At 39.2% G+C, this 23,582-nt stretch carries 32 protein-coding genes; 23 read left to right on the top strand and 9 right to left on the bottom strand.

All coding sequences use genetic code 11. From position 1 onward, the window contains the following. Nucleotides 1–98: 98 nt before the first annotated feature. A complete protein-coding gene (locus A5482_RS10055; RefSeq protein WP_069790276.1) occupies nucleotides 99–353 on the top strand; it encodes a DUF3146 family protein in 255 nt (84 codons plus the stop codon). A 60-nt stretch (nucleotides 354–413) separates the two neighbouring features. Here A5482_RS10055 and A5482_RS10050 read toward each other — a convergent pair whose 3' ends face one another. Then, on the bottom strand, nucleotides 414–1,151 hold the full coding sequence (locus tag A5482_RS10050; RefSeq protein ID WP_069790251.1) for a phycocyanobilin:ferredoxin oxidoreductase: 738 nt from the start codon (nucleotides 1,149–1,151) through the stop codon (nucleotides 414–416). A 107-nt stretch (nucleotides 1,152–1,258) separates the two neighbouring features. Here A5482_RS10050 and tatA point away from each other — a divergent pair, with 107 nt between their 5' ends. Together tatA and A5482_RS10040 are read left to right on the top strand one after the other, a co-directional pair. Beyond that, nucleotides 1,259–1,432 carry a twin-arginine translocase TatA/TatE family subunit gene (gene tatA, locus A5482_RS10045; protein WP_069790250.1) on the top strand — a complete coding sequence of 58 codons (174 nt, stop codon included), beginning with the start codon at nucleotides 1,259–1,261 and terminating at the stop codon, nucleotides 1,430–1,432. A gap of 2 nt (nucleotides 1,433–1,434) precedes the next feature. Then, the gene (locus A5482_RS10040) at nucleotides 1,435–1,647 is read left to right on the top strand and encodes a hypothetical protein (RefSeq protein ID WP_069790249.1); all 213 of its coding nucleotides are present in this window, start codon (nucleotides 1,435–1,437) and stop codon (nucleotides 1,645–1,647) included. A 49-nt stretch (nucleotides 1,648–1,696) separates the two neighbouring features. Here the strand turns inward: A5482_RS10040 and hemH are convergent, their stop codons facing one another. Further along, on the bottom strand, nucleotides 1,697–2,860 hold the full coding sequence (gene hemH, locus A5482_RS10035) for a ferrochelatase (protein WP_069790248.1): 1,164 nt from the start codon (nucleotides 2,858–2,860) through the stop codon (nucleotides 1,697–1,699). Between the two features lie 321 nt (nucleotides 2,861–3,181). Continuing rightward, nucleotides 3,182–4,018, bottom strand: a complete 837-nt coding sequence (rsmI, locus tag A5482_RS10030; RefSeq protein WP_069790247.1) for a 16S rRNA (cytidine(1402)-2'-O)-methyltransferase — start codon at nucleotides 4,016–4,018, stop codon at nucleotides 3,182–3,184. 32 nt (nucleotides 4,019–4,050) lie between these two features. On the opposite strand from rsmI, the gene A5482_RS10025 reads away from it, so the two are divergent. After that, entirely contained in the window at nucleotides 4,051–4,377 is a 327-nt protein-coding gene (locus tag A5482_RS10025; RefSeq protein WP_069790246.1) for a hypothetical protein, read from the top strand. Between the two features lie 102 nt (nucleotides 4,378–4,479). Here A5482_RS10025 and A5482_RS10020 read toward each other — a convergent pair whose 3' ends face one another. The 4 genes from A5482_RS10020 to thiL form a co-directional block, all read right to left on the bottom strand. Further along, nucleotides 4,480–5,868, bottom strand: coding sequence for an FAD-dependent oxidoreductase (locus A5482_RS10020; RefSeq protein WP_069790245.1), 1,389 nt, complete (start codon nucleotides 5,866–5,868; stop codon nucleotides 4,480–4,482). Nucleotides 5,869–5,879: 11 nt separating this feature from the next. After that, nucleotides 5,880–7,217, bottom strand: a complete 1,338-nt coding sequence (gene trmFO / locus A5482_RS10015) for an FADH(2)-oxidizing methylenetetrahydrofolate--tRNA-(uracil(54)-C(5))-methyltransferase TrmFO (RefSeq protein ID WP_069790244.1) — start codon at nucleotides 7,215–7,217, stop codon at nucleotides 5,880–5,882. Between the two features lie 39 nt (nucleotides 7,218–7,256). Next, the gene (locus A5482_RS10010) at nucleotides 7,257–7,637 is read right to left on the bottom strand and encodes a response regulator (RefSeq protein WP_069790243.1); all 381 of its coding nucleotides are present in this window, start codon (nucleotides 7,635–7,637) and stop codon (nucleotides 7,257–7,259) included. A 71-nt stretch (nucleotides 7,638–7,708) separates the two neighbouring features. Further along, complete coding sequence (thiL, locus tag A5482_RS10005; RefSeq protein WP_069790242.1) at nucleotides 7,709–8,689, bottom strand: thiamine-phosphate kinase; 981 nt, start codon at nucleotides 8,687–8,689, stop codon at nucleotides 7,709–7,711. A 79-nt stretch (nucleotides 8,690–8,768) separates the two neighbouring features. On the opposite strand from thiL, the gene pflA reads away from it, so the two are divergent. Beyond that, the gene (pflA, locus tag A5482_RS10000; RefSeq protein WP_069790241.1) at nucleotides 8,769–9,497 is read left to right on the top strand and encodes a pyruvate formate-lyase-activating protein; all 729 of its coding nucleotides are present in this window, start codon (nucleotides 8,769–8,771) and stop codon (nucleotides 9,495–9,497) included. Between the two features lie 65 nt (nucleotides 9,498–9,562). Here the strand turns inward: pflA and A5482_RS09995 are convergent, their stop codons facing one another. Further along, nucleotides 9,563–9,850, bottom strand: coding sequence for a hypothetical protein (locus tag A5482_RS09995; RefSeq protein WP_069790240.1), 288 nt, complete (start codon nucleotides 9,848–9,850; stop codon nucleotides 9,563–9,565). A 245-nt stretch (nucleotides 9,851–10,095) separates the two neighbouring features. On the opposite strand from A5482_RS09995, the gene A5482_RS09990 reads away from it, so the two are divergent. The 3 genes from A5482_RS09990 to A5482_RS09980 all read left to right on the top strand — a co-directional run bounded on the left by A5482_RS09990 (nucleotide 10,096) and on the right by A5482_RS09980 (nucleotide 13,160). Continuing rightward, a complete protein-coding gene (locus A5482_RS09990) occupies nucleotides 10,096–10,596 on the top strand; it encodes an FHA domain-containing protein (RefSeq protein ID WP_069790239.1) in 501 nt (166 codons plus the stop codon). A 21-nt stretch (nucleotides 10,597–10,617) separates the two neighbouring features. Further along, nucleotides 10,618–12,642, top strand: a complete 2,025-nt coding sequence (locus A5482_RS09985) for an FHA domain-containing protein (RefSeq protein WP_446684758.1) — start codon at nucleotides 10,618–10,620, stop codon at nucleotides 12,640–12,642. A 65-nt stretch (nucleotides 12,643–12,707) separates the two neighbouring features. Next, a complete protein-coding gene (locus tag A5482_RS09980) occupies nucleotides 12,708–13,160 on the top strand; it encodes a hypothetical protein (protein ID WP_069790238.1) in 453 nt (150 codons plus the stop codon). On the opposite strand, the gene A5482_RS09975 is transcribed toward A5482_RS09980, so the two are convergent. Beyond that, the gene (locus A5482_RS09975; RefSeq protein ID WP_069790237.1) at nucleotides 13,157–15,313 is read right to left on the bottom strand and encodes a tetratricopeptide repeat protein; all 2,157 of its coding nucleotides are present in this window, start codon (nucleotides 15,311–15,313) and stop codon (nucleotides 13,157–13,159) included. The genes A5482_RS09980 and A5482_RS09975 overlap by 4 nt on opposite strands. Before the next feature lie 245 nt (nucleotides 15,314–15,558). Between A5482_RS09975 and tatC the strand changes: the two genes are divergently transcribed. The 15 genes from tatC (at nucleotide 15,559) to rpsH (ending at nucleotide 23,574) form a co-directional block, all read left to right on the top strand. Beyond that, complete coding sequence (gene tatC / locus A5482_RS09970; RefSeq protein ID WP_069790236.1) at nucleotides 15,559–16,323, top strand: twin-arginine translocase subunit TatC; 765 nt, start codon at nucleotides 15,559–15,561, stop codon at nucleotides 16,321–16,323. A gap of 320 nt (nucleotides 16,324–16,643) precedes the next feature. Beyond that, nucleotides 16,644–17,327, top strand: coding sequence for a 50S ribosomal protein L3 (gene rplC, locus A5482_RS09965; protein WP_069790235.1), 684 nt, complete (start codon nucleotides 16,644–16,646; stop codon nucleotides 17,325–17,327). A gap of 38 nt (nucleotides 17,328–17,365) precedes the next feature. Beyond that, the gene (rplD, locus tag A5482_RS09960; protein WP_069790234.1) at nucleotides 17,366–18,004 is read left to right on the top strand and encodes a 50S ribosomal protein L4; all 639 of its coding nucleotides are present in this window, start codon (nucleotides 17,366–17,368) and stop codon (nucleotides 18,002–18,004) included. Next, nucleotides 17,994–18,332, top strand: coding sequence for a 50S ribosomal protein L23 (locus A5482_RS09955; RefSeq protein ID WP_015223459.1), 339 nt, complete (start codon nucleotides 17,994–17,996; stop codon nucleotides 18,330–18,332). The genes rplD and A5482_RS09955 overlap by 11 nt, the downstream gene beginning before the upstream one ends. A gap of 39 nt (nucleotides 18,333–18,371) precedes the next feature. Continuing rightward, entirely contained in the window at nucleotides 18,372–19,214 is an 843-nt protein-coding gene (gene rplB, locus A5482_RS09950) for a 50S ribosomal protein L2 (protein WP_069790233.1), read from the top strand. A gap of 53 nt (nucleotides 19,215–19,267) precedes the next feature. Beyond that, nucleotides 19,268–19,546, top strand: a complete 279-nt coding sequence (gene rpsS, locus A5482_RS09945; RefSeq protein ID WP_015223457.1) for a 30S ribosomal protein S19 — start codon at nucleotides 19,268–19,270, stop codon at nucleotides 19,544–19,546. 99 nt (nucleotides 19,547–19,645) lie between these two features. Continuing rightward, entirely contained in the window at nucleotides 19,646–19,999 is a 354-nt protein-coding gene (rplV, locus tag A5482_RS09940) for a 50S ribosomal protein L22 (protein ID WP_083260397.1), read from the top strand. Between the two features lie 31 nt (nucleotides 20,000–20,030). After that, nucleotides 20,031–20,753, top strand: coding sequence for a 30S ribosomal protein S3 (rpsC, locus tag A5482_RS09935; protein ID WP_069790231.1), 723 nt, complete (start codon nucleotides 20,031–20,033; stop codon nucleotides 20,751–20,753). A 118-nt stretch (nucleotides 20,754–20,871) separates the two neighbouring features. Beyond that, nucleotides 20,872–21,288, top strand: a complete 417-nt coding sequence (rplP, locus tag A5482_RS09930; RefSeq protein ID WP_069790230.1) for a 50S ribosomal protein L16 — start codon at nucleotides 20,872–20,874, stop codon at nucleotides 21,286–21,288. 6 nt (nucleotides 21,289–21,294) lie between these two features. Beyond that, nucleotides 21,295–21,516, top strand: coding sequence for a 50S ribosomal protein L29 (gene rpmC / locus A5482_RS09925; RefSeq protein ID WP_069790229.1), 222 nt, complete (start codon nucleotides 21,295–21,297; stop codon nucleotides 21,514–21,516). Nucleotides 21,517–21,534: 18 nt separating this feature from the next. After that, the gene (gene rpsQ / locus A5482_RS09920; protein WP_069790228.1) at nucleotides 21,535–21,783 is read left to right on the top strand and encodes a 30S ribosomal protein S17; all 249 of its coding nucleotides are present in this window, start codon (nucleotides 21,535–21,537) and stop codon (nucleotides 21,781–21,783) included. A gap of 40 nt (nucleotides 21,784–21,823) precedes the next feature. Then, nucleotides 21,824–22,192 (top strand): 50S ribosomal protein L14, encoded by a 369-nt coding sequence (gene rplN / locus A5482_RS09915; RefSeq protein WP_015223451.1) that lies wholly within the window; start codon nucleotides 21,824–21,826, stop codon nucleotides 22,190–22,192. 3 nt (nucleotides 22,193–22,195) lie between these two features. Further along, the gene (gene rplX / locus A5482_RS09910; RefSeq protein ID WP_069790227.1) at nucleotides 22,196–22,552 is read left to right on the top strand and encodes a 50S ribosomal protein L24; all 357 of its coding nucleotides are present in this window, start codon (nucleotides 22,196–22,198) and stop codon (nucleotides 22,550–22,552) included. Nucleotides 22,553–22,600: 48 nt separating this feature from the next. Continuing rightward, nucleotides 22,601–23,143: a 50S ribosomal protein L5 gene (gene rplE / locus A5482_RS09905; protein WP_069790226.1), complete on the top strand. Its 543-nt coding sequence runs from the start codon at nucleotides 22,601–22,603 to the stop codon at nucleotides 23,141–23,143. 29 nt (nucleotides 23,144–23,172) lie between these two features. Next, nucleotides 23,173–23,574 (top strand): 30S ribosomal protein S8, encoded by a 402-nt coding sequence (gene rpsH / locus A5482_RS09900; protein WP_069790225.1) that lies wholly within the window; start codon nucleotides 23,173–23,175, stop codon nucleotides 23,572–23,574. Nucleotides 23,575–23,582 lie beyond the last annotated feature (8 nt).

Below are 23,582 nucleotides of genomic sequence, written 5' to 3'. Positions count from 1 at the left end.
GTAACAATTCTTTATATATTACAGTGTTAAAAAAGTTAAACTTTTTTTCTCATAATTTACATAGTTCTAGTATTTTTTCAATCTATCTAAAACAGTTTATGGCACTAGCAGAAACCATTGTCCAAGTTAGAATAACTAATCAATCATGGCAAAGTGGGAAAATATTCGGAGAAATAGAAGCAGGTAGCTATCAATGGCAGTTTGAATGGCAGTTTTTGCAGGGTAAGCTATCGGTTAAGCCTACCCTTGGACGTAGTTTGATTCAAGAGCCTTTAGCTCGTTTTCTTGAACACTGTGATTATCAGTTGGAGGTAGGGGGCGATTATCATTTTGCGGTTAGGGCAAAACTTTGATAATTGATAATTAACGATGGATAGTTATAGTAATTTAATTTATTATTTTGGCAAGAAATACTATTCAGGAATATCAAATAATACTTTGTTCATATAGGTTTCTGCCCAATCAATTCCAAATGCTTTTTCGAGGATTTTACGGGTTTTATCGTTCTTTTGTTGCTGTTGGCAGTAATGTTTTTGCCCTTGTAAATAGGTTGATTTTTCTGTGTCGCTAACTGCATTAGAGGCGATCGCAATTTGACAATGGATAGTTAAAAAGTTGATAACTCTATGTAAAAATTTTTGTTCTTCTTGGGCATCGGAGGGGCGAATGAAAAGACAGTAGGGGGAAAAAATGTCTCCCCATGGGGGTAATTCTCGAACATCTTGGAAGTTGGGATTTTCCAGATTTGATAGTTTTTCTTGGTATGAAGGAGAGAGAGTTTTATCGGCACTGGTGGGGGATAAATCAACAATGGCGGCGCTGATGCCTCTTTTACCAGCCACGATGTCACAACCAAACATGGGGAGGGGGTATTCTGATTTGGGAAACATTACACAATGGAGGATGTCAAGGTTTTCTCCTACTTTTGCCAACTCAAGGTGCATTTTGCGAAATTCTCGGCTCTGAAAACAGCAGTTTTGAATGGTTAGTCTTTCTCCTTCTAGTTTTCCTTCTACATAGCCTAATTCTTCTGGTAGTTGGAAGGGGGATAATTCTAAGTGCGATCGCCATGTATCCACAATGCCATCACCTAGTTGATTAATAAGAGGGTGTAACCTTTGTTTAAGGTCAGATTTAAAAACTTGAGTCATCTTAAATTTGTACTTTTATAATAGTTTTTCGTTATCATGCAGTTATCAGTGTACAAAAAAACTGATCTCCCAACCTTTTCGTTATGTAACAATAGGAGAATTAATCTATGTTTGGCTTAGGCATTCCCGAATTAGTGGTCATTTTGGTAGTGGCAATCTTAATCTTTGGGCCGAAAAAACTACCAGAATTGGGCAATGCTTTAGGTAAAAGTTTGCGCGGATTTAAAGAAGAAATTAGCAACAAACCAGATGATGACGATAGCGGTGATAAAGACTATTAACCATGGATAAAGATACCCGTTTCGCTTTTTTAGTCATCGGTTTACCCTTTTTGGGGCTGATTTATTGTTTCCTCATTTTAGGGGTGATGATGACATCTAATGTTGCCCAAGATAATCCCGTCACTACGGGGATTATTTTCGGTGTAATTCCCCTCGGCACTGCTATGTTTATTTGGATTAGGGCTTCAGCTAAGGCTTATAAAAAGAAAAAATAATTGTGATAGAAGGAGGGAAAATTTTAGCAATTTTCCGCCCCTCATTAGATCATAATAAGCCAACAAAATGTAAAGGACCATGACCACTCATTAATTCAAATAATAATGCCACAAAGCCTAACATGGCTAAACGTCCATTCCACACTTCCGCTGCGGTAGTTAAACCCCATTCCCATTTTTCTTGGGGATACATTTTCATATTTTTCTTGGGATGAGTAACTTGGTCAAACCGAAGGGGATTTTTATCCAAAGCCTCGGTGGTTAGGTTATAAAGAGCATCAATGAATTCAGGGTGAGTGTTGGGCGCTGGTACTCTTTTAAAGTTGCTGATTCCTGCCTCTTCGGCGATTTCCCGATATTCGAGATCGATTTCTTGCAATGTCTCGATATGCTCAGAGACAAAGCTAATGGGTACCACCAATAAATCTTTTATTTTTTGTTCGCCTAACAGGATTAAAGCATCTTCGGTGTAGGGCTTTAGCCATTCCACAGGGCCCACCTTACTTTGATAAGCTAAGGTATAGGGGTTTTGGGTGTTAAGATTTTTCATTATTAACTCTGTACACCGCTCAATCTCTTCCTGATAAGGATCTCCTGCTTCGGTTACATAGCTTTTTGGCACACCATGGGCGCTGAAGAAGATATGGACTTGATCCTGATTTTCAAATTGTTCTAGTTCCTGTCTGATTAAGTCAGTCATGGAGGCTAGATAGTTTTGGTGATCATACCATGAGGGTACTAGGGTATATTCAATGTTTTGTAGTTCGGGGTCTTTTGCCCACATTTCTTCTAATACCCGAAAACTAGAACCGCTAGTACTGATGGAAAAATGGGGATAGAGGGGCAAGATAACTAATTTTTGCACATTATCGGCTTTTATCTGGGCGATCGCCTCTTCGGTGAAAGGATGCCAATATCGCATACCCACATACACTTTAATGTCGCCCTCATGCTCTTTTAATCTACTTTGCAAAGCCTCGGCCTGAGCTTCTGTGATTTGCAACAATGGTGAGCCTCCCCCAATTTCCTTGTAATTTTCCTCAGATTTTTTACTTCTAAGGGTGGAGATTAACCACGCAAGGGGTTTTTGTAATAAGGGGGAAGGTAGGCGGATAATTTCAGGGTCAGAAAATAAGTTATAGAGGAAAGGGCGTACATCCTCTAATTTTTCTGGTCCACCTAAATTTAACAATAATACTCCTGTCCGAGCCATAATATTAATATTGATTTTTTTTAAGTTTCTTTACTAAGTGTAACAATATCTTATTGTTGCTTTTAATTTGTGAATGAAATGATACTTATTTTGTCTTAATTTTAGGAATTATTATGATAATGATAACTTTTTTTGACAAAAAACTTCATAGAAGTTAATTCATAATTTAATTTAGTAATCACCGACACTTTACACAGCAACAGGTATTGATAAATAAATAGGTGATGCTTAATATATAATTATTAGCAATAAAGTATTGGTTCCCTTAATTTTATTACCCCACGGGGTAAGTAGGTAACTTATCAAAAAAAGCAATATAGATTAATCGTCCATATCAATGGATAGACGGTAAATTTCACGGCGAGACAGGTTTGTTAGTTTTGCTAATTGCTGACTCGCTTCGCTTTTGCTCATGCCCTCTTGTACTAATGCACTCAATCTTTTTTTAATCTCTTCATGGGATAATTGTTCCCATTGTTGATCACTATTTCCCGCCACAATAATAGTATATTCCCCCCTCGGTTCTTTTTCTTGGTAAAGGGCGATCGCACCTTCCACCGTACCCCGCCAAAAATCCTCATGTAGCTTAGTCAACTCCCGTGCAAGGGTAATCTGTCGAGAAGCACCAAACACCCTTAAAAAATCCCCTAAAGTCTTCCTGAGACGATGGGGAGACTCATAAAAAATTATCGTACGTCTTTCGTCCTTCAATTCAGACAACAAAGCATCCCGCAACTTTTTCTTAGTGGCTAAAAAACCCTCAAAAACAAATCTTTCCGTTGATAAACCAGAAGCAATCAAACCATTTATAGCTGCATTAGCCCCTGGAATCGGTATCACCTGTATATTTCCTTCAACACAAGCCCTAACTAAATTGTATCCTGGATCAGAAATGGCAGGAGTCCCCGCATCCGTCACCAAAGCAATATTTTCCCCTTCTCTCAATCGAGGAATAAACTCAGCAATTCTACTCTGATAATTATGGAGATGATAACTAACCATAGGAGTTTTCACCTGAAAATGATGTAACAACTTACCCGTATGGCGAGTATCCTCCGCCCCAATCAAATCAGCCAATTCCAAAACCTTTAACCCCCGAAAAGTCATATCCTCAAGATTGCCGATGGGAGTTGCCACTAGATAAAGTATGCCTGTCAATGTAAAATCCTAGAAGTAACACGAAAAATCTTATGAACCAGTTTACCATTAACCTCAACCAAGGCTCCGTCTCCTTTAACTTTAGCCAAGATGCCGCCCAAAAACTCAGACAAGAAATCAATTTATTAATACAAAGTTTAAAAGATAACCCCCAAGCAGGTGCAAAACCTAGTGCTAAAAAAGCCATGGAATATCAACACACAGGAGAGGTATTTTTAGAAGTTTTTTGCAACCCTAATATTTATCCTAGTCCTTTCGCTGCCAAAGTTTTAATTACCATCAGAGATGAGCGTTTAAGGGTAACATCTGAAGCTGAATTAACCCGTTTAATCGAAGACTTAGAACAATATTTACAATAGTAATCAAAAAGTGGTTTAGTGCTGGAATTTTTTAGATAAAGGAGGTAGCATGATGCTAATTTTGTCAAGTTTTTAAAGTGAAATATAAGTACTTTAATAAAGTTATTTTCTCCTCCAGATAAACCAACTTTCTAACAAACTAAATTTGCGAGAATATTTTTTCTTAGCAAACATTATCTCTAATTCATTAATAATACTTCGGACAAAATCATCACTAATAGCTATAGTGAATAAATACTTAATATTATTATTTGTCTTTATCATCACTCCGATAATATTCATTAATAATTCTCTCTTATATCCCCAACAATGACATCCTAAAATCTCATTTGTTTTGCTAACTATTAGCTTAATATAAAAGTGTTTTTGTTCTAAATCAAAAGGAGATAGAAAAGTATCTTTAATAACAAAACTGTCCCAACTATCTCCATACAAACTTTTAACTTGAGATTCACTATAACCAATCCGAGAGACTCCAGAAATTATATTAATGTCATAGGGAATTTCATCATAGTTAATTTTATTAAAATTCAAAAACAAAATATTATTAATAGCAACCCTTATCTCTTCTTTTGCGATATTTAAATGATTATATCCCCCTAACAAACCTCCCACACAATATATAAGACTATGATATGTTTGCAACTTCTTATTAACAAGAAGATTAGTCTCATTAAAGTTAAATATAGACTGTTTTTGTTCTTCTAAACCATCAAAATTAAAACTAACTTGTCTTTTTAAAAAACCATCACTAATAATAATTTGCTCATATTCAATAGCTTTATCTCCTGCCTGAATCCATTTACTATTATCAATAGATTTCACCTGAGTAACTTGATAATTAGTTAATACATTAATGCCCATACTTTCCAATTGACATTGAATCAAAAAAGCAATATCGGCATCCTCCCAAGGCAAAATATGCCCCTGTGTGGTTAACAAAGTTACCTTTTTTTGATGACGAATCAATAAACTACTAATGTTAATCGCCATCTCATCATCACCTATCACCACCAAATTATTGGGTAATGAATCTATATCCCATGATGTAAAAACGTCATAACCAGTTAAATAATTAATATCCTCAATACCAACCCAATCAGGATGCTGATAATTATATAAAGGAGTGGTAATGATATAACCATTAGCCATTAAAATATCGTTTTTAGTTTTAATAGCTGTTTTATTACCCTCTAAAGTAAATTGAAAATCAGAAAAAATAACATCAACTTCCAAACTGTCTAATTCAGGTAATAATACATCTTCAATTAATCTCTTTTTTTCCTCCAAAATATCTTCCCGATTATGAAAACTATTAGGAGATAAAAGTTCAGTTTGCAACTGTTGAAATAAATATTTTTTACCTTCTTCCGCTCCAAAATTAACATCAATAATCAAGGCAACCCTGGCCCCAAAATTAGCGGCATATTTAGCTCCCCAAATGGCTTCTAAACTGCCACCAAGAATAATTAAATCATAGGTTAACTTCATGGGAAATAATACTAAACCTGAGTTAGTAAAGAGTCAACCATCGTTAAAGCCCTTTCACCATAGGCTTGATAACGTTCTCGTTTATTTTTGATCTTTGTCTCGAAAGTGGGCAAAATCCCGAAGTTAGGGGGCATGGGTTGAAAATGCTTGGCATCAGCCGAGCTAATAAAATCAAATAATGCTCCCATCATAGTAACAGGGGATAAGACCAATGGCTCTTGATTTTTATATACCCTAGCGGCGTTTGTCCCCGCTAACCAACCCCCTGCAGAGGCTGCGGTATAGCCTTCTGTGCCTATTAGTTGCCCTGCGGCCAAAAGGTTAGGATTTGTTTTAAATTGTAGGGTAGCATGGAGCAGTTGAGGGGCATTGAGAAAGGTGTTTTTGTGCATTACTCCCATTCTCACAAATTCGGCATTTTCTAAACCTGGGATAAGACGAAATACTCTTTTTTGTTCACCCCAACGAAGGTTAGTCTGAAAACCGACCATATTCCAAAGTTGCCCGGCTTTGTCTTCTTGTCTGAGTTGTACCACGGCATAGGGACGTTTATCTTTGTTTTCCCGAAAGTCGCCAAGACGAGCATCAAATAAGCCAATGGGTTTGAGGGGGCCATATCTCATGGTTTCTTCTCCCCTTTGAGCTAATTCTTCGATGGGTAAACAACCTTCAAAAAAGTTAGAGGTTTCTCTGTCAAAGTCTTTTAATTCTGCTTGTTCGGCTTTTGATAATTCTTGCCAAAAATTAATATACTGCTCTTTATTCATGGGGCAGTTGAGATAGGCAGCTTCTCCTTTGTCGTAACGGGAGGCAAAAAAGGCGATATCTTGGTTGATGGATTCACCGACAATGATAGGGCTAGCGGCATCAAAAAAGCTCATATATTCCATACCTGTTAAGCCTTGCAATTCGGTGGCTAAACTTTCGGTGGTGAGAGGTCCTGTGGCTAAAACGACGATGGTATCGGGGGGAATTGATTTGATTTCTTCCCTTTTAAGGGTGATTAGGGGGTGATTATCTAGGGTTTGGGTTAAATCTTGACTAAATACCCCTCTATCCACTGCTAATGCCCCTCCTGCGGGGACTTTGTGTTTGTCGGCAGTTTGAATAATTATGGAGTTGAGACGGCGTAATTCTTCGTGAAGTAATCCTGCGGCTCTATCGGTGGCATCGGCTCCAAAGGAGTTGCTACATACTAATTCGGCTAGGTGTTCGCTATGGTGCGCTGGGCTATGTCTGACAGGGCGCATTTCGTAGAGTGTGACGGGAATCCCTGCTTGGGCTATTTGCCATGTGGCTTCTGTTCCTGCTAAACCACCACCAATTACGATAATACCTTTTTGGCTCATTATGCTTGTTGTAACCTTGTCTGTAGAGTTTGTTTGTTTCTATTTTACTTGTTTTAGCAAGTATTTGATTGTTTTGAGGAGTTGCATTCTGTCTTTGATAAATTCTTCTTTGACGATGTAGGCATCTCCTCCTTGTTTTTGGGCCCAGTGAATGTCAAAGTCTTGGTTTTTTGTGGAGCAAAAGATGACGGGAACTTTTTTGGTGCTAGGATTTTCTTTGATCCATCTACAAAGTTCATAGCCATTCATTTCGGGCATGACTACGTCGGTGATAACAAGGTTAAATTTTTCGGCTTTTAATACTTCGATCGCCTCTACCCCGTTAGTTGCTTCTGCTACCTGAATATTAAATTGTTTGAGTGTATCACAAATCACCTCTCGGGGAGCATGACTGTCATCAACTACTAAGATTTTAATCATGATTTGATCGATGATAAATAGTTAAGAAGAGTAGATCAATTAAAGAATCTGAGCCTTACGGTTCATTATACCTAAAAATGGTTAAATATTTCGTCAACATCTAATAAGACTTCGGAATCTGGGTTATCATTGTCTATCAAAATTACTCTTTTTTCGTCGGTAATTTCACCTATTATCTTTATTTTGCCGTGAGCTTCCTTTACTAAGTGCTGAGCCATTTTTGGACATAAACATAAGACCAATTCAAAATCTTCTCCCCCAAATAATGTCCATTTGAAAGCTGTTTTACTGTCAGTAATTTTGAGGATTTCTGGGGCAATGGGAATTTTGTCTAAGTATATTTTCGCACCTTTGTTACTTTGTTGACAAATTTGCATGATGGCATCGGCTAATCCATCGCTACTATCCATCCCCGTGATACCTGTATATTGATGGATTTGGGGTAATAAATCGAGACGAGGTTGTGGTTTTTGGTGGGCAAGAATTAATTTTTCTTTGCTCTGTTCGTCCAAATTTCGATATTTTTCAGGGGATAAAAGGATTTCTAGCCCTCCCCGTGATAACCCATGGATGCCTGTAATAACGATGACATCTCCTGTTTTAGCGGTATTTCTAAAAATTTTTTGGTTTGGTTTTACCTCTCCTAGGGCCGTAATGGCGATCGCCCTTACCTTACCCCTTGTCAAATCACCCCCCACAATGGTTGTGTCGAACTGGGTTAAACAATCCCTCATGCCCTGATAAAGGGACTCTACCCAATGCCAAGGAGTATTAGGAGAAAGAGAAAGAGCAACCGTAATCCCCAAAGGATAAGCCCCCATGGCAGCTAAATCAGACAAATTCGCCGCTACACTGCGCCAACCTACCATATAAGGGGGTGTAGTGCGATCGCTAAAATGCACATCTTCCACCAACATATCGCTAGTTACCACCAACTGCTTTCCCTCAGACACATCCAAAACCGCTCCATCATCCCCCACCAAACTAGGATGACAATAGTTTTTTAACCGTCTTAATAACTCATGTTCCCCCAAATCTTTTATTAACTCCATCCCCAAAAATTTCTATAATAGAACTAGAAAACCCTTATTAATTGTCAGTTGACAAAGATCAATTGTCAATCCACGACCTATGACAGAAGGCTTAATCCATTCCCTCGAAAGTTGTGGCACCGTTGATGGCCCGGGTATCCGATTCGTTATATTTACCCAAGGTTGCCCCCTGCGTTGCTTATACTGCCACAACCCCGACTGCCGACATATTGAAGAAGGTAAAAAAGTAACCACCGAAGAATTAATCGAAGAAATCAAAAAATATCGCTCCTACTTTCAATACTCTGGCGGAGGCGTAACCGTGACAGGAGGAGAGCCACTAATGCAACCAGAATTTGTAAAGTCAATCTTTGAAAGTTGCCATAAACTCGGCATTCACACCACCCTAGACACCTCTGGTTATGTCACCCTCAATGCAGCTAAACCCGTTCTTGAACACACCGATCTAGTATTATTAGATATAAAATCTTTTAACCCCGACATTTATCGCACCGTAACCAGTGTATCCCTAGAACCTACCCTAAATTTTGCTCGATATTTAGCCGAAATTAAAAAACCCACTTGGATTAGATTTGTACTGGTTCCAGGATTAACAGATGTAGAAGATAATGTTTTAGGATTAGCCAAGTTTGTATCCCAACTAGATAATGTAGAGAAAGTTGAGATACTGCCCTTCCATAAAATGGGAGAATATAAATGGGAACAACTAGGCTTTGACTATAAACTAAAAAATACCGAACCTCCAAGTCAAGAGCTAATGGAGAAAGTTATAAAAATCTTTCAAAGTTATGACTTAGTAGTTCAGTAGTAATTTATTTTGCATATAAAAAAACTCCGAAGGAAGTAAAAATTACTTCCCAAAAAAGCAGTTAATTACTTAAATTTAGATGTAGCTTCTTCAAAGGCAGTGCCTAATTCTTCCCATGCCCCTTGAAAGCCCTTCACAACGCTTTCCCAAGCATCATCACTAGAGGCTTTTAATTTTTGCAAATTAGCCTCCATATCCGCTTTTTTACCTTCTAAATATTTTATTTTGCTCTGTAAATCAGCCTGAGCATCTTCCCCTACTTTATCGGCTTCTGCCTTCAGAGAATCAATTTTGGCTCCCCACTCTTTAAGGGTGTTTTCCATTTGTCCTTGTTTAACTTCTCTATTTTCCATAATTGTGAATTACTCCAAAAATATGTTTCATTTTCATCATAGATAAAACATATTTTTTTTGCCATCGTATAAAATTACGGTAATCCGCATTAATGTACTTTCTTTTGTCACTTTATGGAAAGAATAAATATTACAAAAAAATGATTTATCTACGGTTAAAATTGAGCTTATAATGTTGCATATAATATATAGAATGGCATAATCATAACATTAAATTAGGTTTAACATTTAAGTAAAACCATATTATGTATAGAATCACCCTTGCTTGGCAGGAAAATAGGCAAATTCGCAGTCGAACTATCGCTGATGATGATTACACCCTCTATCCTCAAAAGATCATTATTGGTAGAGGAGATGAAAAACAATGTGATATAACTTTAAAACACTCCGATCCTATGATCATTCGGACAGTTTCCCAAGCTCACCTAGAAATTTTTTATGACCAAGGAAAAAATAAATTTCTAGCCAAAAACTTAACTCAAAATCGTCAAACACCAAAAAAACCTAATCCCCTCATAATTGACAGGAAAAAAGTTATTAGTGACACTGTAGAAATAAATGAAAATACTGTCATAAAATTAGGCAAAATTACCATGGTGGTCAGAAATATAAAACTACCTGATCATTGCGGAGAATACATAATAAAATGTTCAGGCCCCAAAGAACATATCCTCAGTAAAGAACATGAAGGTTTAAATTGCCCCTATTGTGGCTATGTCGTTTTTACAGGAACAACCCTTAAATAAAAAATAACAGACCTAAAAGCCATGGAAATTCAACTAATTACTCAAAATGCCGTCACCGAAGAACAAGAAGAAGAAACATTTTCCCTTCCTATTGTATTCGGTAGGGATGGTAGTCAATTACCAACTACAATCGACAATCAAGAATCTAGTTCTATTGTACTACTAGACTCCCAAAACCTCATTTCTCGTTTCCATGCCATCATCAAAGAATCTGAAAATCAAGTCATCTTAGAAGATAAAAGCAGTAATGGCACTTTTATTAATAACCAAAGGGTTTATCAGGAATCAACAACAGTCCATAATGGAGATGTTATCACCATTGGTAACTATAGCATTACCATTGCTTGGGGAATGCCCCCCACTGTCATAACTTCTAGTCCATCTACTATTTTAAGCTCTCCCCCCGAAATTTATTCCCCCACAAACAAAGATTATCGAGCCTCAACCATTATCTTTGACCCTGAAACTGATTTAGTTCAACCTCAAGGAAATATTACCCCCACTCCTACCCCTGTTATTTCTAGTAATTCTTTCCCTCCTGCCGACATTTTTGCTGAGGAAAAAATATCTGTTTCTGCCCTTCAAAAAACCAATTTACCCATCAAGGAAACCACTTATCTTTCTATTGGTGGGGGATTAGGTAGCTTCGTATATACTGACCATCTTCGCATAGCAGGAGTACCGACGGAAAATATAGCCGTGGTGGGTTTAAACCCTATTCCCTATGGCAGGTATGAAAGACTATTGCGTAATTGCCAGATATTCCGTTACAAAAGAATTAGATCAGGTTCTGACTCTTGCCCTGATAATTTGTGGGGGTGGCCGGGTTATGCCCTAAGAGAAGCATGGAAAGAATTATTTTTAGGACATATTAATGAAGCCTTTACCTGCCTATGGCAAGTTTTTGCTGAGCCTGTGTTTGCTGATACTTATACTCCTATTGCTGATAATGTTTTTAATTCTATCGATAGAGAAACAAAGCGTATCGGTTGGGAAAAAATGTTTTACCAAGGTAGTGTGAGGGCAATTCGTAAGACGGAAGATGGACGGTATTGTATTGCTTATTCTGCTAGTAAGCCAGGGCAAACAGATCACCGTTTTGTGATTGCCGATTTTTTACATATTTGTACGGGTTATCCTGCCCTTAAACTTCTTCCTGATTTGCAACGTTATCGGGATGCGACAGGAGATTTAAAATCTGTTGTGCAAGGATATGAGTCCCATGATCATGTTTATGAAAAATTAGAAAGAAAAGGAGGTACGGTCATTATTAGAGGTTCTGGTATTGTTGCTTCACAAATTATGGATCGATTATATCTAGTGCATAAAACAGGTTCTAAACTAAAAATTATCCACATGAATCGAGAACCCCGAAAAGGGTTTCAGTTTGAACAAGCCCAAAGAGAGGTGGAAAATGATTGGGAATTTCAACCTTACAACTGGCCCAAGGCTACTTGGGGGGGTGATATGCGTAAAAAATTAGAAGAGGCTAGTCCTCCTCTACGGCGAGAGTTGCTGCAAAGCTGGGGTGGCACGACTACCAGTAGTCGTAAACCTTGGCGCCGAATTGTTCAACAGGGTTTGCAAGAGGGATGGTATGAAATTAGATATGGTTTGGTGAAGGAGGTGCAATCTGATTCTAATGGGGGGGTGATTAGTACTTTATTGACCAATAAAGGGGAAGACATTGTCCATGCTGATTTTATTATTGATTGTACTGGATTGGTTTCTGATCCACGGCACAATCCTTTATTGGATGATTTAATTACCCATTATGAAATTCCTTTGAATATTCAAGGTAGGCTTCATGTGGAGAATGATTTTGAAATCAAGAAAATGCGCAATGGTAATGGAAAGGTTTATGCCAATGGCATCATAACTCTTGGTGGCCCTTATGCGGCGGTGGATACTTTTTTGGGTTTACAGTATTCTGCCCATCGTATCATCGAAAGTTTGGCGTTGTTGAATGCCCCTGATGTAAATTATATTTCTGGAATTTATTCTTTGGCTCAATGGTTTCGGTGGGCTAATAATCAAAAGCCTTAAAATTTTTTCTTTTTTTAAGTGCGATCGCCCATCACCATAATATTTTAATTATTATTGTACTTAACATGACACCTACACTACTCGGACGTTGGCAAACTAGATTATTCCTTTTAGCTACCATGGGAATCCTTTTTAGTCTTCCTTTTTACTTTGGTTTGGGAGGACATGGGGGAGCGTTAGTTTATTTTTTGGTGGTGCTATATGTGGCCATTTTCGGAATTTTTTGGGATATTCTTTATAACTACTTACAAAGGTTTTTATGGGATCATGATTGGCCCGGGGCTTTACAATTAATTGCGGGGGTTGTGGAAGGAATATTTTTAGTTTTCTTGATTAAGGTGGTGGGTTTACCAGGCATAGATGGTTATAGTTTCGATGTACCTGTGTTTATTGCTCACTATGGCTTAGTTTGGCTCAGTAATTATATTTCCGCTTGGGTATTGATGCGTCTTTTGTTTACTAGCTGGAGATTTCGGGGCGGAGAATGGCTTGGGAAATGGCCTTATAAAAATGGTTAATTGGAGGATAATGCTTCAATTTCGGCGATCGCATTTTGATAACTATTTTCATTACCCTGTTGTTGATACAGTAAAGCAGCACGGTTAAAATCCACCAAGGCATTTTGATTTTCTGCCAATTGACCATAACATAAACCCCGATTATAGTAGGCGTTGGGATACTCACTATCGATTTCAATGGCTTTCGTATAATCAGCAATCGCTTGGGCGCAGGAGTTCAAGTTGTAATAAGAAATCCCTCTGTTATTGTAAGCCAGAATATTATCACCCTTGATTTCAATGGCTTTGGTGTAGTCATCAATGGCTTCTTGATACTGCCCTAAACTATTACGTGCATTTCCTCGGTCATAATAAGCATCAGCATTATCGGGTTGAATACTAAGGACTTTGGTATAGTCACTGATGGCATTTTCATAACTTTCGAGACTATTATAAGAAATACCCCGATTAGCATAGGCCAAAACGTAGTCTGGATTTAGCTCAATGGCTTTGGTATAACTAGCGATCGCATCTTGAAATCGTCCCAAATTATTATAAGCCACCCCTAAATTATTATGAGCCAAAACATAACTAGGATCAGAATCAATTACTTTAATATAATCAGCGATCGCTCGATCAAAATCCTGTAAACTAGCATAAATGATACCTCGATTATTGTAAGCATCTAAATACTCAGGATCAATGGCGATAGTTCTAGTATAATCTGCGATCGCCTCTTGATAGCGTTCCAAATCAGCATAGGTTAAACCACGATTATAATAAGCATCGGTATAATTAGGATTTATTTCAATAGCCCGAGTATATTCTTCTATGGCCTGATCATATTCTTCCCTCTCACGAAGTAAATTACCCTGATTATAATAATTTTCCGCATCCGTCAAATCCACCGACTCATTCTCACTCATTTCGATAACGGCATTTTCCGAGTTTTCCCCCCCTTCCAATGTCGCCGCACTTTCCACACCATTGGTTTCAGTATTAGCAGAATTTAATGAACCAAAACGAAGAAAATTAAAATCCCCCACCCACCATACAACCGTCAATACCACAACTCCGCCCCCAATAATTAGTTTATTGCGATGACGAACTAATCCTCCCCCCGCAACTCCCTTGCTAAAATTGACATTACCTAACTGTCTGGTGGGATCTGCTGATGCTGGTGCAACCTTTTTAGTTATAATTCCCTGAGTAGAAGTCAAGATTTTTTGTACCAAACTGACCTTCTCGGAATTAGTTTGTAGTCTTTGATGGAGATTTTCTAAATTTTGAATAATAGAATCAGTATTATTCGGTCTATCTTGGGGAAATTTTGCCATTAAATGGTCAATAAAATCTAAAAGGGGCTTATCAACATTTTCCGTTTCCTGCCTCCAACTTAAAACATCCTTATAAGGATCATACATAGAAGAAGGATGTTGTCCTGTCAACAAATAAACAAAAGTCCGCCCTAGGGCGAAAAAATCCGATTGCACCACCGACTGCCCATTTTGTTGCTCATTGGGGGTATAGCCAGTGGATACGATACCCGTTAACTGTTGCCCCTGCATTTTTTGATAATAAGTTTGGGTTTCTTCCCTCGCCGTTCCAAAGTCAATGAGTACTAATTCACCGCTATTACGCATCATAATATTAGCGGGTTTTATATCTCGATGAAACCAATTATGTTGATGTATTTTTTGTAAAATTAAAGTAACTTCTTTTAACCACTTTATTGCCTGTTTTTGGGTAATTTTATCATTTTTTTGTACCCATTTTTCCAAATCCATCCCATCTACTTTTTCCATCACCAAACAATATAAATTGTTCTCGTCCCTCGGTTGATACTCGAAAAAATCTTTTGCTTGAGGTATTCCTTTAATATTTTCTTGGGTGAGGGTAAGTAAAACTTCATACTCCCTTTTAAACAATTCCACTGCCTTGGGTTGCTTATTCCATCTTCTTTGTAAAACTTTGAGGATTTTTGGCTCGAATCCCTCAAATATTTCATACACAATACCAAAACCACTATCATCACTGAGTAAACGACTAACTCTATATTTGCCGTGTAAAAGTAATTCCGAGCCACAACTATAACAATAACGGCTAGTGGGATTATTATTATCAGGATGATCAGGTTGACGACAACGGGGATTGATGCAATAACAGGGTTTCATCTTCTTTTTATATGTTTTTTTCAGAAGGGGAAAAAAGGACTGGGGATGTCATTAATTATGATAACAATTGCTTTTCAATCTATTAATTTTTTTGATGAAATATTTTTAATTTTTAACAAATAACCGTAAGTGATGGACTGATTAGGCTATGCTTCTATAAATTTTCAATGTTCTATTGTTTATCGATTGAACAAAATAAAGGTTAAAATAATTTATTAGACATAAAGCTCTTTACATAATCATCCATGGCAACTAAAGAATCAGCAACTGTCAATGTAGAAGAAAATAAAGACTATTGGGAGCAAATTCCTCAACCAGCGGAGATGTCATTTTTTGACCATCTCGAAGAATTAAGGACTCGTCTTTTTATTGGTCTTATTTCTGTGTTGGTAAGTGCGATCGCCTGTTTTGCCTTCGTTCGTCCTATTGTAGGTTGGCTAGAGATTCCCGCCCAAGGAGTCAAATTTTTACAACTAGCCCCGGGAGAATTTTTCTTTGTTTCTTTCCAAGTGGCAGGATATACGGGCATTTTACTAGCTAGTCCCATTATTATTTATCAGATAATTCAATTTGTGGTGCCAGGATTGACCAGAAAAGAGCGCAAACTCCTTGCCCCAGTGGTATTTGGCTCTAGTATCCTCTTTTTTGCAGGACTTGCCTTTGCTTACTATCTCCTTATTCCTGCGGCTCTCAACTTCTTCATCAGCTACGGCGGAGACGTAGTAGAACAATCTTGGTCCATTGATAATTATTTTAAATTTGTCTTATTATTGATGTTCTGTACAGGGATAACCTTTCAAATTCCTGTCATTCAGTTATTGCTAGGGCAGTTAAATCTCGTGTCATCCAAACAAATGCTCTCAGGGTGGCGCATCGTCATATTAGGAGCCGTAATTATAGGGGCGATCGTCACCCCATCCACCGACCCCCTCACCCAATCCCTATTAGGGGGAGCCGTTCTAGCCCTTTATTTTGGTGGCATTGCCGCCGTAAAATTGATTGGAAAATAAACTATTGCGGTATTGTCCGTTAATGGTTTATAATGTTTGTTTGTGACGAAAAAGATAAACTAGCCTCCTAAAGATACTGAAAATTTTTTGTAAAATTTTTAAGTCTGTTAGGGAAACAAAGGCTCTTTACTACACCTTAAAGCAGGTTAGTAAGTTTAAAGAATGTCTGTTCATCATGGAAAGAAGAACGAATTTAATGATAGTTGCTCTGCAGCCTAATTAAATTAACTTTTACCCTGCAGACAGTTACTCATCAGTAAGAAAGAACATCTTTCACTGAAAATAACCCTGTTGTTTAGTAATTTAGAGGGATACATCCCGTGAGCTTAGGCATACTAGGTACAAAACTAGGCATGACCACCATTTTTGACAAGGAAACAGGAGTTGCAATTCCTGTAACCGCAGTCCAAGTAGGTCCATGTCGAGTTACTCAAATCAAAACTAAAGAAAAAGATGGTTATGTAGCACTTCAACTCGGTTATGACGAGTTGCCAGATCGCAAACGTAGCCTAAATACTAAAGAAGCAAAAGAAGTTAATAAATACTTGACCAGTGCCGAAGATGGACACTTAACCAGTAAAGGACTTCCTGCTTTACGTCAACTCAAAGAATACCGTCTTGATGATGTTGCTTCCTACGAACTAGGACAAACCATCGGAGCAGACTTGTTCAATGAAGGAGACTTAGTAGATGTTGGTGGTAAAACCATCGGTAGAGGTTTTTCCGGTTATCAGAAACGTCATAACTTCAAAAGAGGTAACATGACCCACGGTTCTAAGAACCACCGTTTACCTGGTTCTACTGGAGCAGGTACAACCCCCGGTCGTGTATATCCTGGTAAGAAAATGGCAGGACGTTACGGTAACACCAACGTCAAAATTCGTAAGCTGACTGTAGTCAAAATTGACGCAGAACGTAATCTACTCCTCATAAAAGGAGCAATCCCTGGTAAAACAGGAAATTTAGTTAGTATTACTCCCGCCACCATCGTTGGGCAACAGTAAATTAACACACAGTTACAAAAAATATCAAATTAAAAATTATGGTTAATTGTGTAGTAAAAAATTGGCAAGGAGAGCAAATCGGCGAAGCCACCTTGGAAATGAAAATTGCTAAGGAAGAAAACGCTGAACATATTGTTCACCGCGCCCTAGTCCGTCAACTACATAATCAGCGTCAAGGAACAGCATCCACCAAAACCAGAGCAGAAGTGCGTGGTGGTGGTCGTAAGCCCTGGCGACAAAAAGGAACAGGTAGAGCAAGAGCCGGATCCATTCGTTCACCCTTATGGCGTGGCGGTGGTGTTATCTTTGGACCTAAACCCAAAGACTACAACATAAAAATGAACCGTAAAGAAAGACGGTTAGCCCTTCGTACTGCCTTCATCAGCAGAGCAGAGGCTCTAGTTGTGGTAGAAAACTTCAACCAACAAATCGAAGCTCCTAAAACTAAAACTATCTTAGAAGCCTTCACCCGTTGGGAAGTTGACCAAAACTGCAAAATTTTATTAGTAGTAACCGAGCCAACCTCCGACAATGTCTATTTGTCCGTCAGAAACCTTCCCAATGTCAAAATGATTAACCACGATGGTTTAAACATTTATGACATTCTTAACGCTGATACAATAGTTGTTACCTCTGACGCATTAGTAAAACTACAGGAGGTTTACAATGCCGAATAAAAGATACGGAAAAACGACCGCAGTAAGAAAAAGCGAAGCTGAACTCGCCGATTTGATTATTCGCCCTATCGTTACCGAGAAAGCTACTTATATGATGGAAGATAATAAGTATGTTTTTGAGTGCGTAAAACAAGCGACTAAACCTCAAATCAGAGCAGCCATCGAGAGCTTATTTGAAGTCAAAGTGGTCAAAGTCAACACCATGAATCAACCTCGCAAAAAACGTAGAGTTGGTCAAAATGTAGGCTACAAACCACAGTACAAAAAAGCAATAGTCACCCTCGCTGAAGGTGATTCATTACAAAGCACATTCTTCCCTGATCTCTAAGGGAATTGTTCACCGAAAACTGATAAATATAACAGAACTATGGGTGTTCGCACATACAGACCATATACCCCCGGAAGAAGACAAGCAGTAACCTCTGACTTTTCCGAAATTACTAAAAGTACGCCAGAAAAGTCCTTAACGAAATACGTTCACAGAAAAAAAGGACGTAATAATCGTGGGGTTATCACCAGTCGCCACCGTGGAGGCGGTCACAAAAAACTATATCGTATTATCGATTTCAAAAGAGACAAGCGTGACATTAATGCCGAAGTCTTAGCCATTGAGTACGATCCAAACCGTAACGCCCGTATTGCCCTTGTGCAGTACGAAGATGGCGAAAAAAGATATATCTTAGCCCCTGCGGGAATTCAAATCGGAGCAACTATTGTTGCTAGCGAAGAAGCTCCTTACGAAATTGGCAACGCCTTACCCCTAGGGAAAATTCCCCTCGGTACCGAAATTCATAACATTGAAATGCGTGCTGGTAAAGGTGGTCAAATCGTTCGTGCCGCTGGTGGTTTTGCTCAGTTAATGGCAAAAGAAGGTGATTATGTCACCATCAAGCTACCTTCTAAGGAAGTACGTATGATTCGTAAAGAATGCTACGCTACTATCGGTCGAGTAGGAAATATCGAAGCCAGAAACCTCAAACTCGGAAAAGCTGGTAAAACAAGACATTTGGGTATTAGACCCCATGTAAGAGGAAGTGCGATGAACCCTGTCGATCACCCCCACGGTGGTGGTGAAGGACGCGCCCCCATTGGTCGTTCCGGTCCTGTTTCTCCTTGGGGTCAACCTGCTTTAGGTAAGAAAACTCGTAAGAAGAAGAAACTCAGCAACAAATACATCGTCCGTCGTCGTAACTCCAATAAAGGAAAATAAGACGTTTAGGAAGATACAAATAGATATTTTCACTATTAGAGTAAAACAAGTTTATGAGTCGTTCATTAAAAAAAGGACCATTTATAGCCGATAGTCTGCTCTCCAAAATCGAAAAATTAAACGAAAAAGGAGAGAAGCAAGTAGTTAAAACTTGGTCAAGGGCTTCCACCATTCTCCCTCAAATGATTGGTCATACCATTGCTGTACATAACGGTCGTACCCACGTACCCGTCTTTGTATCCGAGCAAATGGTTGGTCATAAATTGGGAGAATTTGCTCCGACTCGCACCTTTAGAGGTCACGCTAAAAGTGACAAAAAGGCAAGAAGATAAAGCAGTCGGTTCAGGATTTTATTTGATGAGCTATCATCAATTTTCCTACTAGCAATATTAATTATTGAACAAACTATCATGCCGAAAACACAGGAAAAAATCGAGGTTGATACCAGCCAAGAAGTAAAAGCGATCGCCCGTTACATTAGAATGTCACCCTCCAAGGTGAGAAGGGTATTAGATCAAATTCGTGGGCGTAGCTACCGAGAAGCGTTAATTATTCTCGAATTTATGCCCTACAGAGCTTGTGAACCTATCATTAAAGTTCTTCGTTCTGCGGTTGCCAATGCCGAGCATAACCAAGGATTAGATCCCACCACCTTAGTAGTAAGCTCTGCTTACGCCGATGGCGGACCTACCTTAAAACGTTACCGCCCCCGCGCCCAAGGTCGTGCATATCAAATTCGTAAACGCACCTGCCACATTACCGTAGCAGTAGCACCTCAGGCATAGTAAACCACAAGAAAAGAACTAAAAAAATAATATGGGACAAAAAGTACATCCAGTGGGTTTTCGTCTCGGTATTACCAAAGATCATTTATCTTGTTGGTATGCAGATCCGAAAGAATATCCCCAACTTCTTCAAGAAGACCACCTAATTCGTAAGTACATTGACAAAAACCTCAGTAATGCTTCCATTGCTGAAGTCAAAATTGATCGTAAAGCCGATCAGATCGACCTTTCCATTCATACCGCCCGTCCTGGAGTGGTAGTGGGTAAAGGTGGCGCTGGGATTGAAAAACTACGCACCGACTTACAAAATTTACTTAAAAATCAACGTCAGTTTCGTGTTAATGTCATCGAAGTAGCTAACGTTGATGCTAATGCCGCTCTTATGGCAGAATTTATCGGATCTCAACTAGAGAGAAGGGTATCTTTCCGCCGTGTAGTCAGACAAGCTCTTCAAAGAGCTGAAAAAGCAGAAGTAAAAGGAATTAAAATTCAGGTCAGCGGACGTTTGAACGGTGCAGAAATCGCCCGTAGTGAGTGGATTAGAGAAGGACGTGTTCCTCTTCATACTCTCCGTGCGGATATTGATTACTGTTATCGTACTGCTTCTACCATCTACGGAATTTTAGGCGTAAAAGTCTGGATTTTTAAAGGTGAAGTTATCCCCGGTGAAGAAAACTTAGAAACCCCTGCACCCCGAGGTAATCGTGAACGCAGACAACCTCGTCGCCAAAAATTTGAAGACAGATCTGAGTAATTGATGGTTTGAGAATGGATAATTGTCTTTCTTATAAACATCAATAGTCCAAGTTTCATGTCTTGATTTTAAGCCCAAGCTCTTTCATAGAGCAATTCTGAACTATTAACTGAAAACTATGTTAAGTCCAAGAAGAACGAAATTTCGTAAACAACATCGGGGCAGAATGACGGGGAACGCTTATAGAGGTAATTCCATTAACTTTGGGGATTACGCTCTACAAGCTATCGAACCCTGTTGGATCACCTCCCGCCAAATTGAGGCCGCTCGTCGGGCAATTACCCGTTATGTACGCCGTGGTGGTAAAATATGGATCCGCATTTTTCCCGATAAGCCCGTTACTATGCGCCCTGCTGAAACCCGTATGGGTTCTGGTAAAGGTAATCCCGAATACTGGGTAGCAGTAGTAAAACCCGGTCGTATTATGTTTGAAATAGCTGGTATCCCTGAAGCTACCGCTAGAGAAGCGATGCGCCTAGCTACGGCAAAACTTCCTATCAAAACTAAGTTTATTACCAGATCGGAGGAATACTAGAAAATTATGGCTTTTCCTAAAGTCGCAGATGCAAGAAAATTCAATGATGAGGAATTAGGGCAAGAGATTGTTAATGCCAAGAAAAAGCTCTTTCAACTTAGATTAGAGCAAACCACTGGTCGCCTAGAAACCCCTCATCAATTTAAGCACACTAAACGTTGGATTGCTCAATTAATGACTGTTCAAGGTGAACGTCAAAGAGGAGCTGCTAACACTACTCAAGCATAAGGAGTGAGTAAATAACCCATGGCACAAAAAGAAAGAGTAGGGGTAGTCGTGAGCAACAAAATGGATAAAACCGCCGTTGTTGCCGTTGAAAACCGTTCTCCCCATCCCAAGTACGGCAAAATTGTCGTCAAAACTACCAAGTACAAAGCACACGATCCCGAAAATAAATGCCAAGAGGGCGATCGCGTGAGAATTAGAGAAACCCGTCCCCTCAGTAAAACCAAACGCTGGGAATTGGCGGACATTATCAGCACTAAAGCAATTTAATGTTGGTTTTCGACCCTTTGCAATCAATTCACTAATAAAAATGATTCAACAACAAAGTTACCTAAACGTAGCCGATAACAGTGGCGCTCGTAAGATTATGTGCTTAAGAGTGTTATCCACCGGTAACTGTACTTACGGTGGCATCGGTGACGTAATTATTGCCGTTGTCAAAGATGCAATTCCTAACATGGCAGTGAAAAAATCTGACATTGTTCGCGCGGTAATCGTACGCACCAAACACTCCTTACGTCGTGAAAGCGGTATGAGCATTCGTTTTGATGACAATGCTGCTGTAATTATCAACAAGGACAACAACCCCAGAGGTACTCGTGTATTTGGCCCAGTGGCTAGGGAATTGCGCGATCGCAACTTCACCAAGATCATTTCTTTAGCTCCGGAGGTACTCTAAACCATGAGATCAGCAAATCAAACCAAAACAGCCCCTGTCAGACAAAAAATGCACGTCAAAAAAGGTGATACCGTGCAGGTAATCTCTGGCAAAGATAAAGGTAAAGTAGGAGAAATCCTCAAAGCTATCCCTAAAGATAGCACAGTTATCATAAAAGGCGTTAACATCAGAACCAAGCACGTAAAACCCCGTCAACAAGGGGAATCCGGTCAAATCACCACCTATGAAGCACCCATTCATAGCTCCAAAGTAATGGTTTACTCTGAAAAAGAAAAAGTAGCTAGTCGCATTAGCTATGTCATTACTGAAGAAGGTAAAAAGGTGAGAAAACTGAAAAAAACTGGCGAAATCATTGATTAATTCGATGACCATAACGGTACTATTTCACAACCATCAGTAACCAAAGCAATGTCAAGACTTAAAACTTATTATCAAGAAACGATCACTCCTAAACTTAAGGAGCAATTTGGTTATACTAATATCCACCAAGTTCCTAAGATCGATAAAATCGTCGTTAACAGAGGTTTAGGAGAGGCTTCTCAGAACGCTAAAGCACTAGAGTCCTCACTTAGTGAACTAGCGATTATTACTGGACAAAAGCCCGTCGTTACCCGTGCTAAAAAGGCGATCGCAGGTTTCAAAATCCGTCAAGGAATGCCTGTAGGAGCCATGGTGACACTAAGATCTGATAAAATGTACGCTTTCTTAGATCGTCTGATTAGCCTAGCATTACCTCGTATTCGTGACTTTCGTGGCATTAGCCCAAAAAGTTTCGACGGTCGAGGAAACTACAGTCTAGGGGTGCGTGAACAATTGATCTTCCCCGAAATCGAATACGACAGTATCGATCAAATTCGAGGTTTTGATATTTCCATCATCACCACCGCCAACACCGACGAAGAAGGGCGCGCATTACTCAAAGAGATGGGAATGCCCTTCCGTGACAAATAATATAAGGTAATAGAGGAAAAGAAGAAAGAATGCCAGCACACGACACTATATCAGATATGCTGACTCGTATTCGTAACGCCTGTGCCGTCCGCCACCCGACCGTGGCAATCCCCAGCACTCGCATGACTCGCAGTATCGCTGACGTACTAAGAACCGAAGGCTTTATTGGCAGTTACGAAGAAGTCGGCGAAGGAGTAAAAAAAGACATCGTTGTCTCCTTAAAATACAAAGGCAGAAATCGCCAACCCATTATCCATAACATCCGCAGAGTAAGTACCCCTGGTTTAAGAGTCTATAGCAAGAAAAAAGACCTTCCCAGAGTACTCGGCGGTATTGGGGTGGCAGTCATTTCTACTTCTCACGGCATCATGACCGACAGAGAAGCTAGAAAACAAGGTATCGGTGGAGAAATTCTCTGCTACATCTGGTAATAACCATT

The sequence above is a fragment of the Cyanobacterium sp. IPPAS B-1200 genome (genome assembly GCF_001747005.2).
Taxonomy (GTDB): domain Bacteria; phylum Cyanobacteriota; class Cyanobacteriia; order Cyanobacteriales; family Cyanobacteriaceae; genus Cyanobacterium.
Note: the sequence above shows the minus strand (reverse complement) of the source record. Positions and strands in the feature narration are given on the sequence as shown.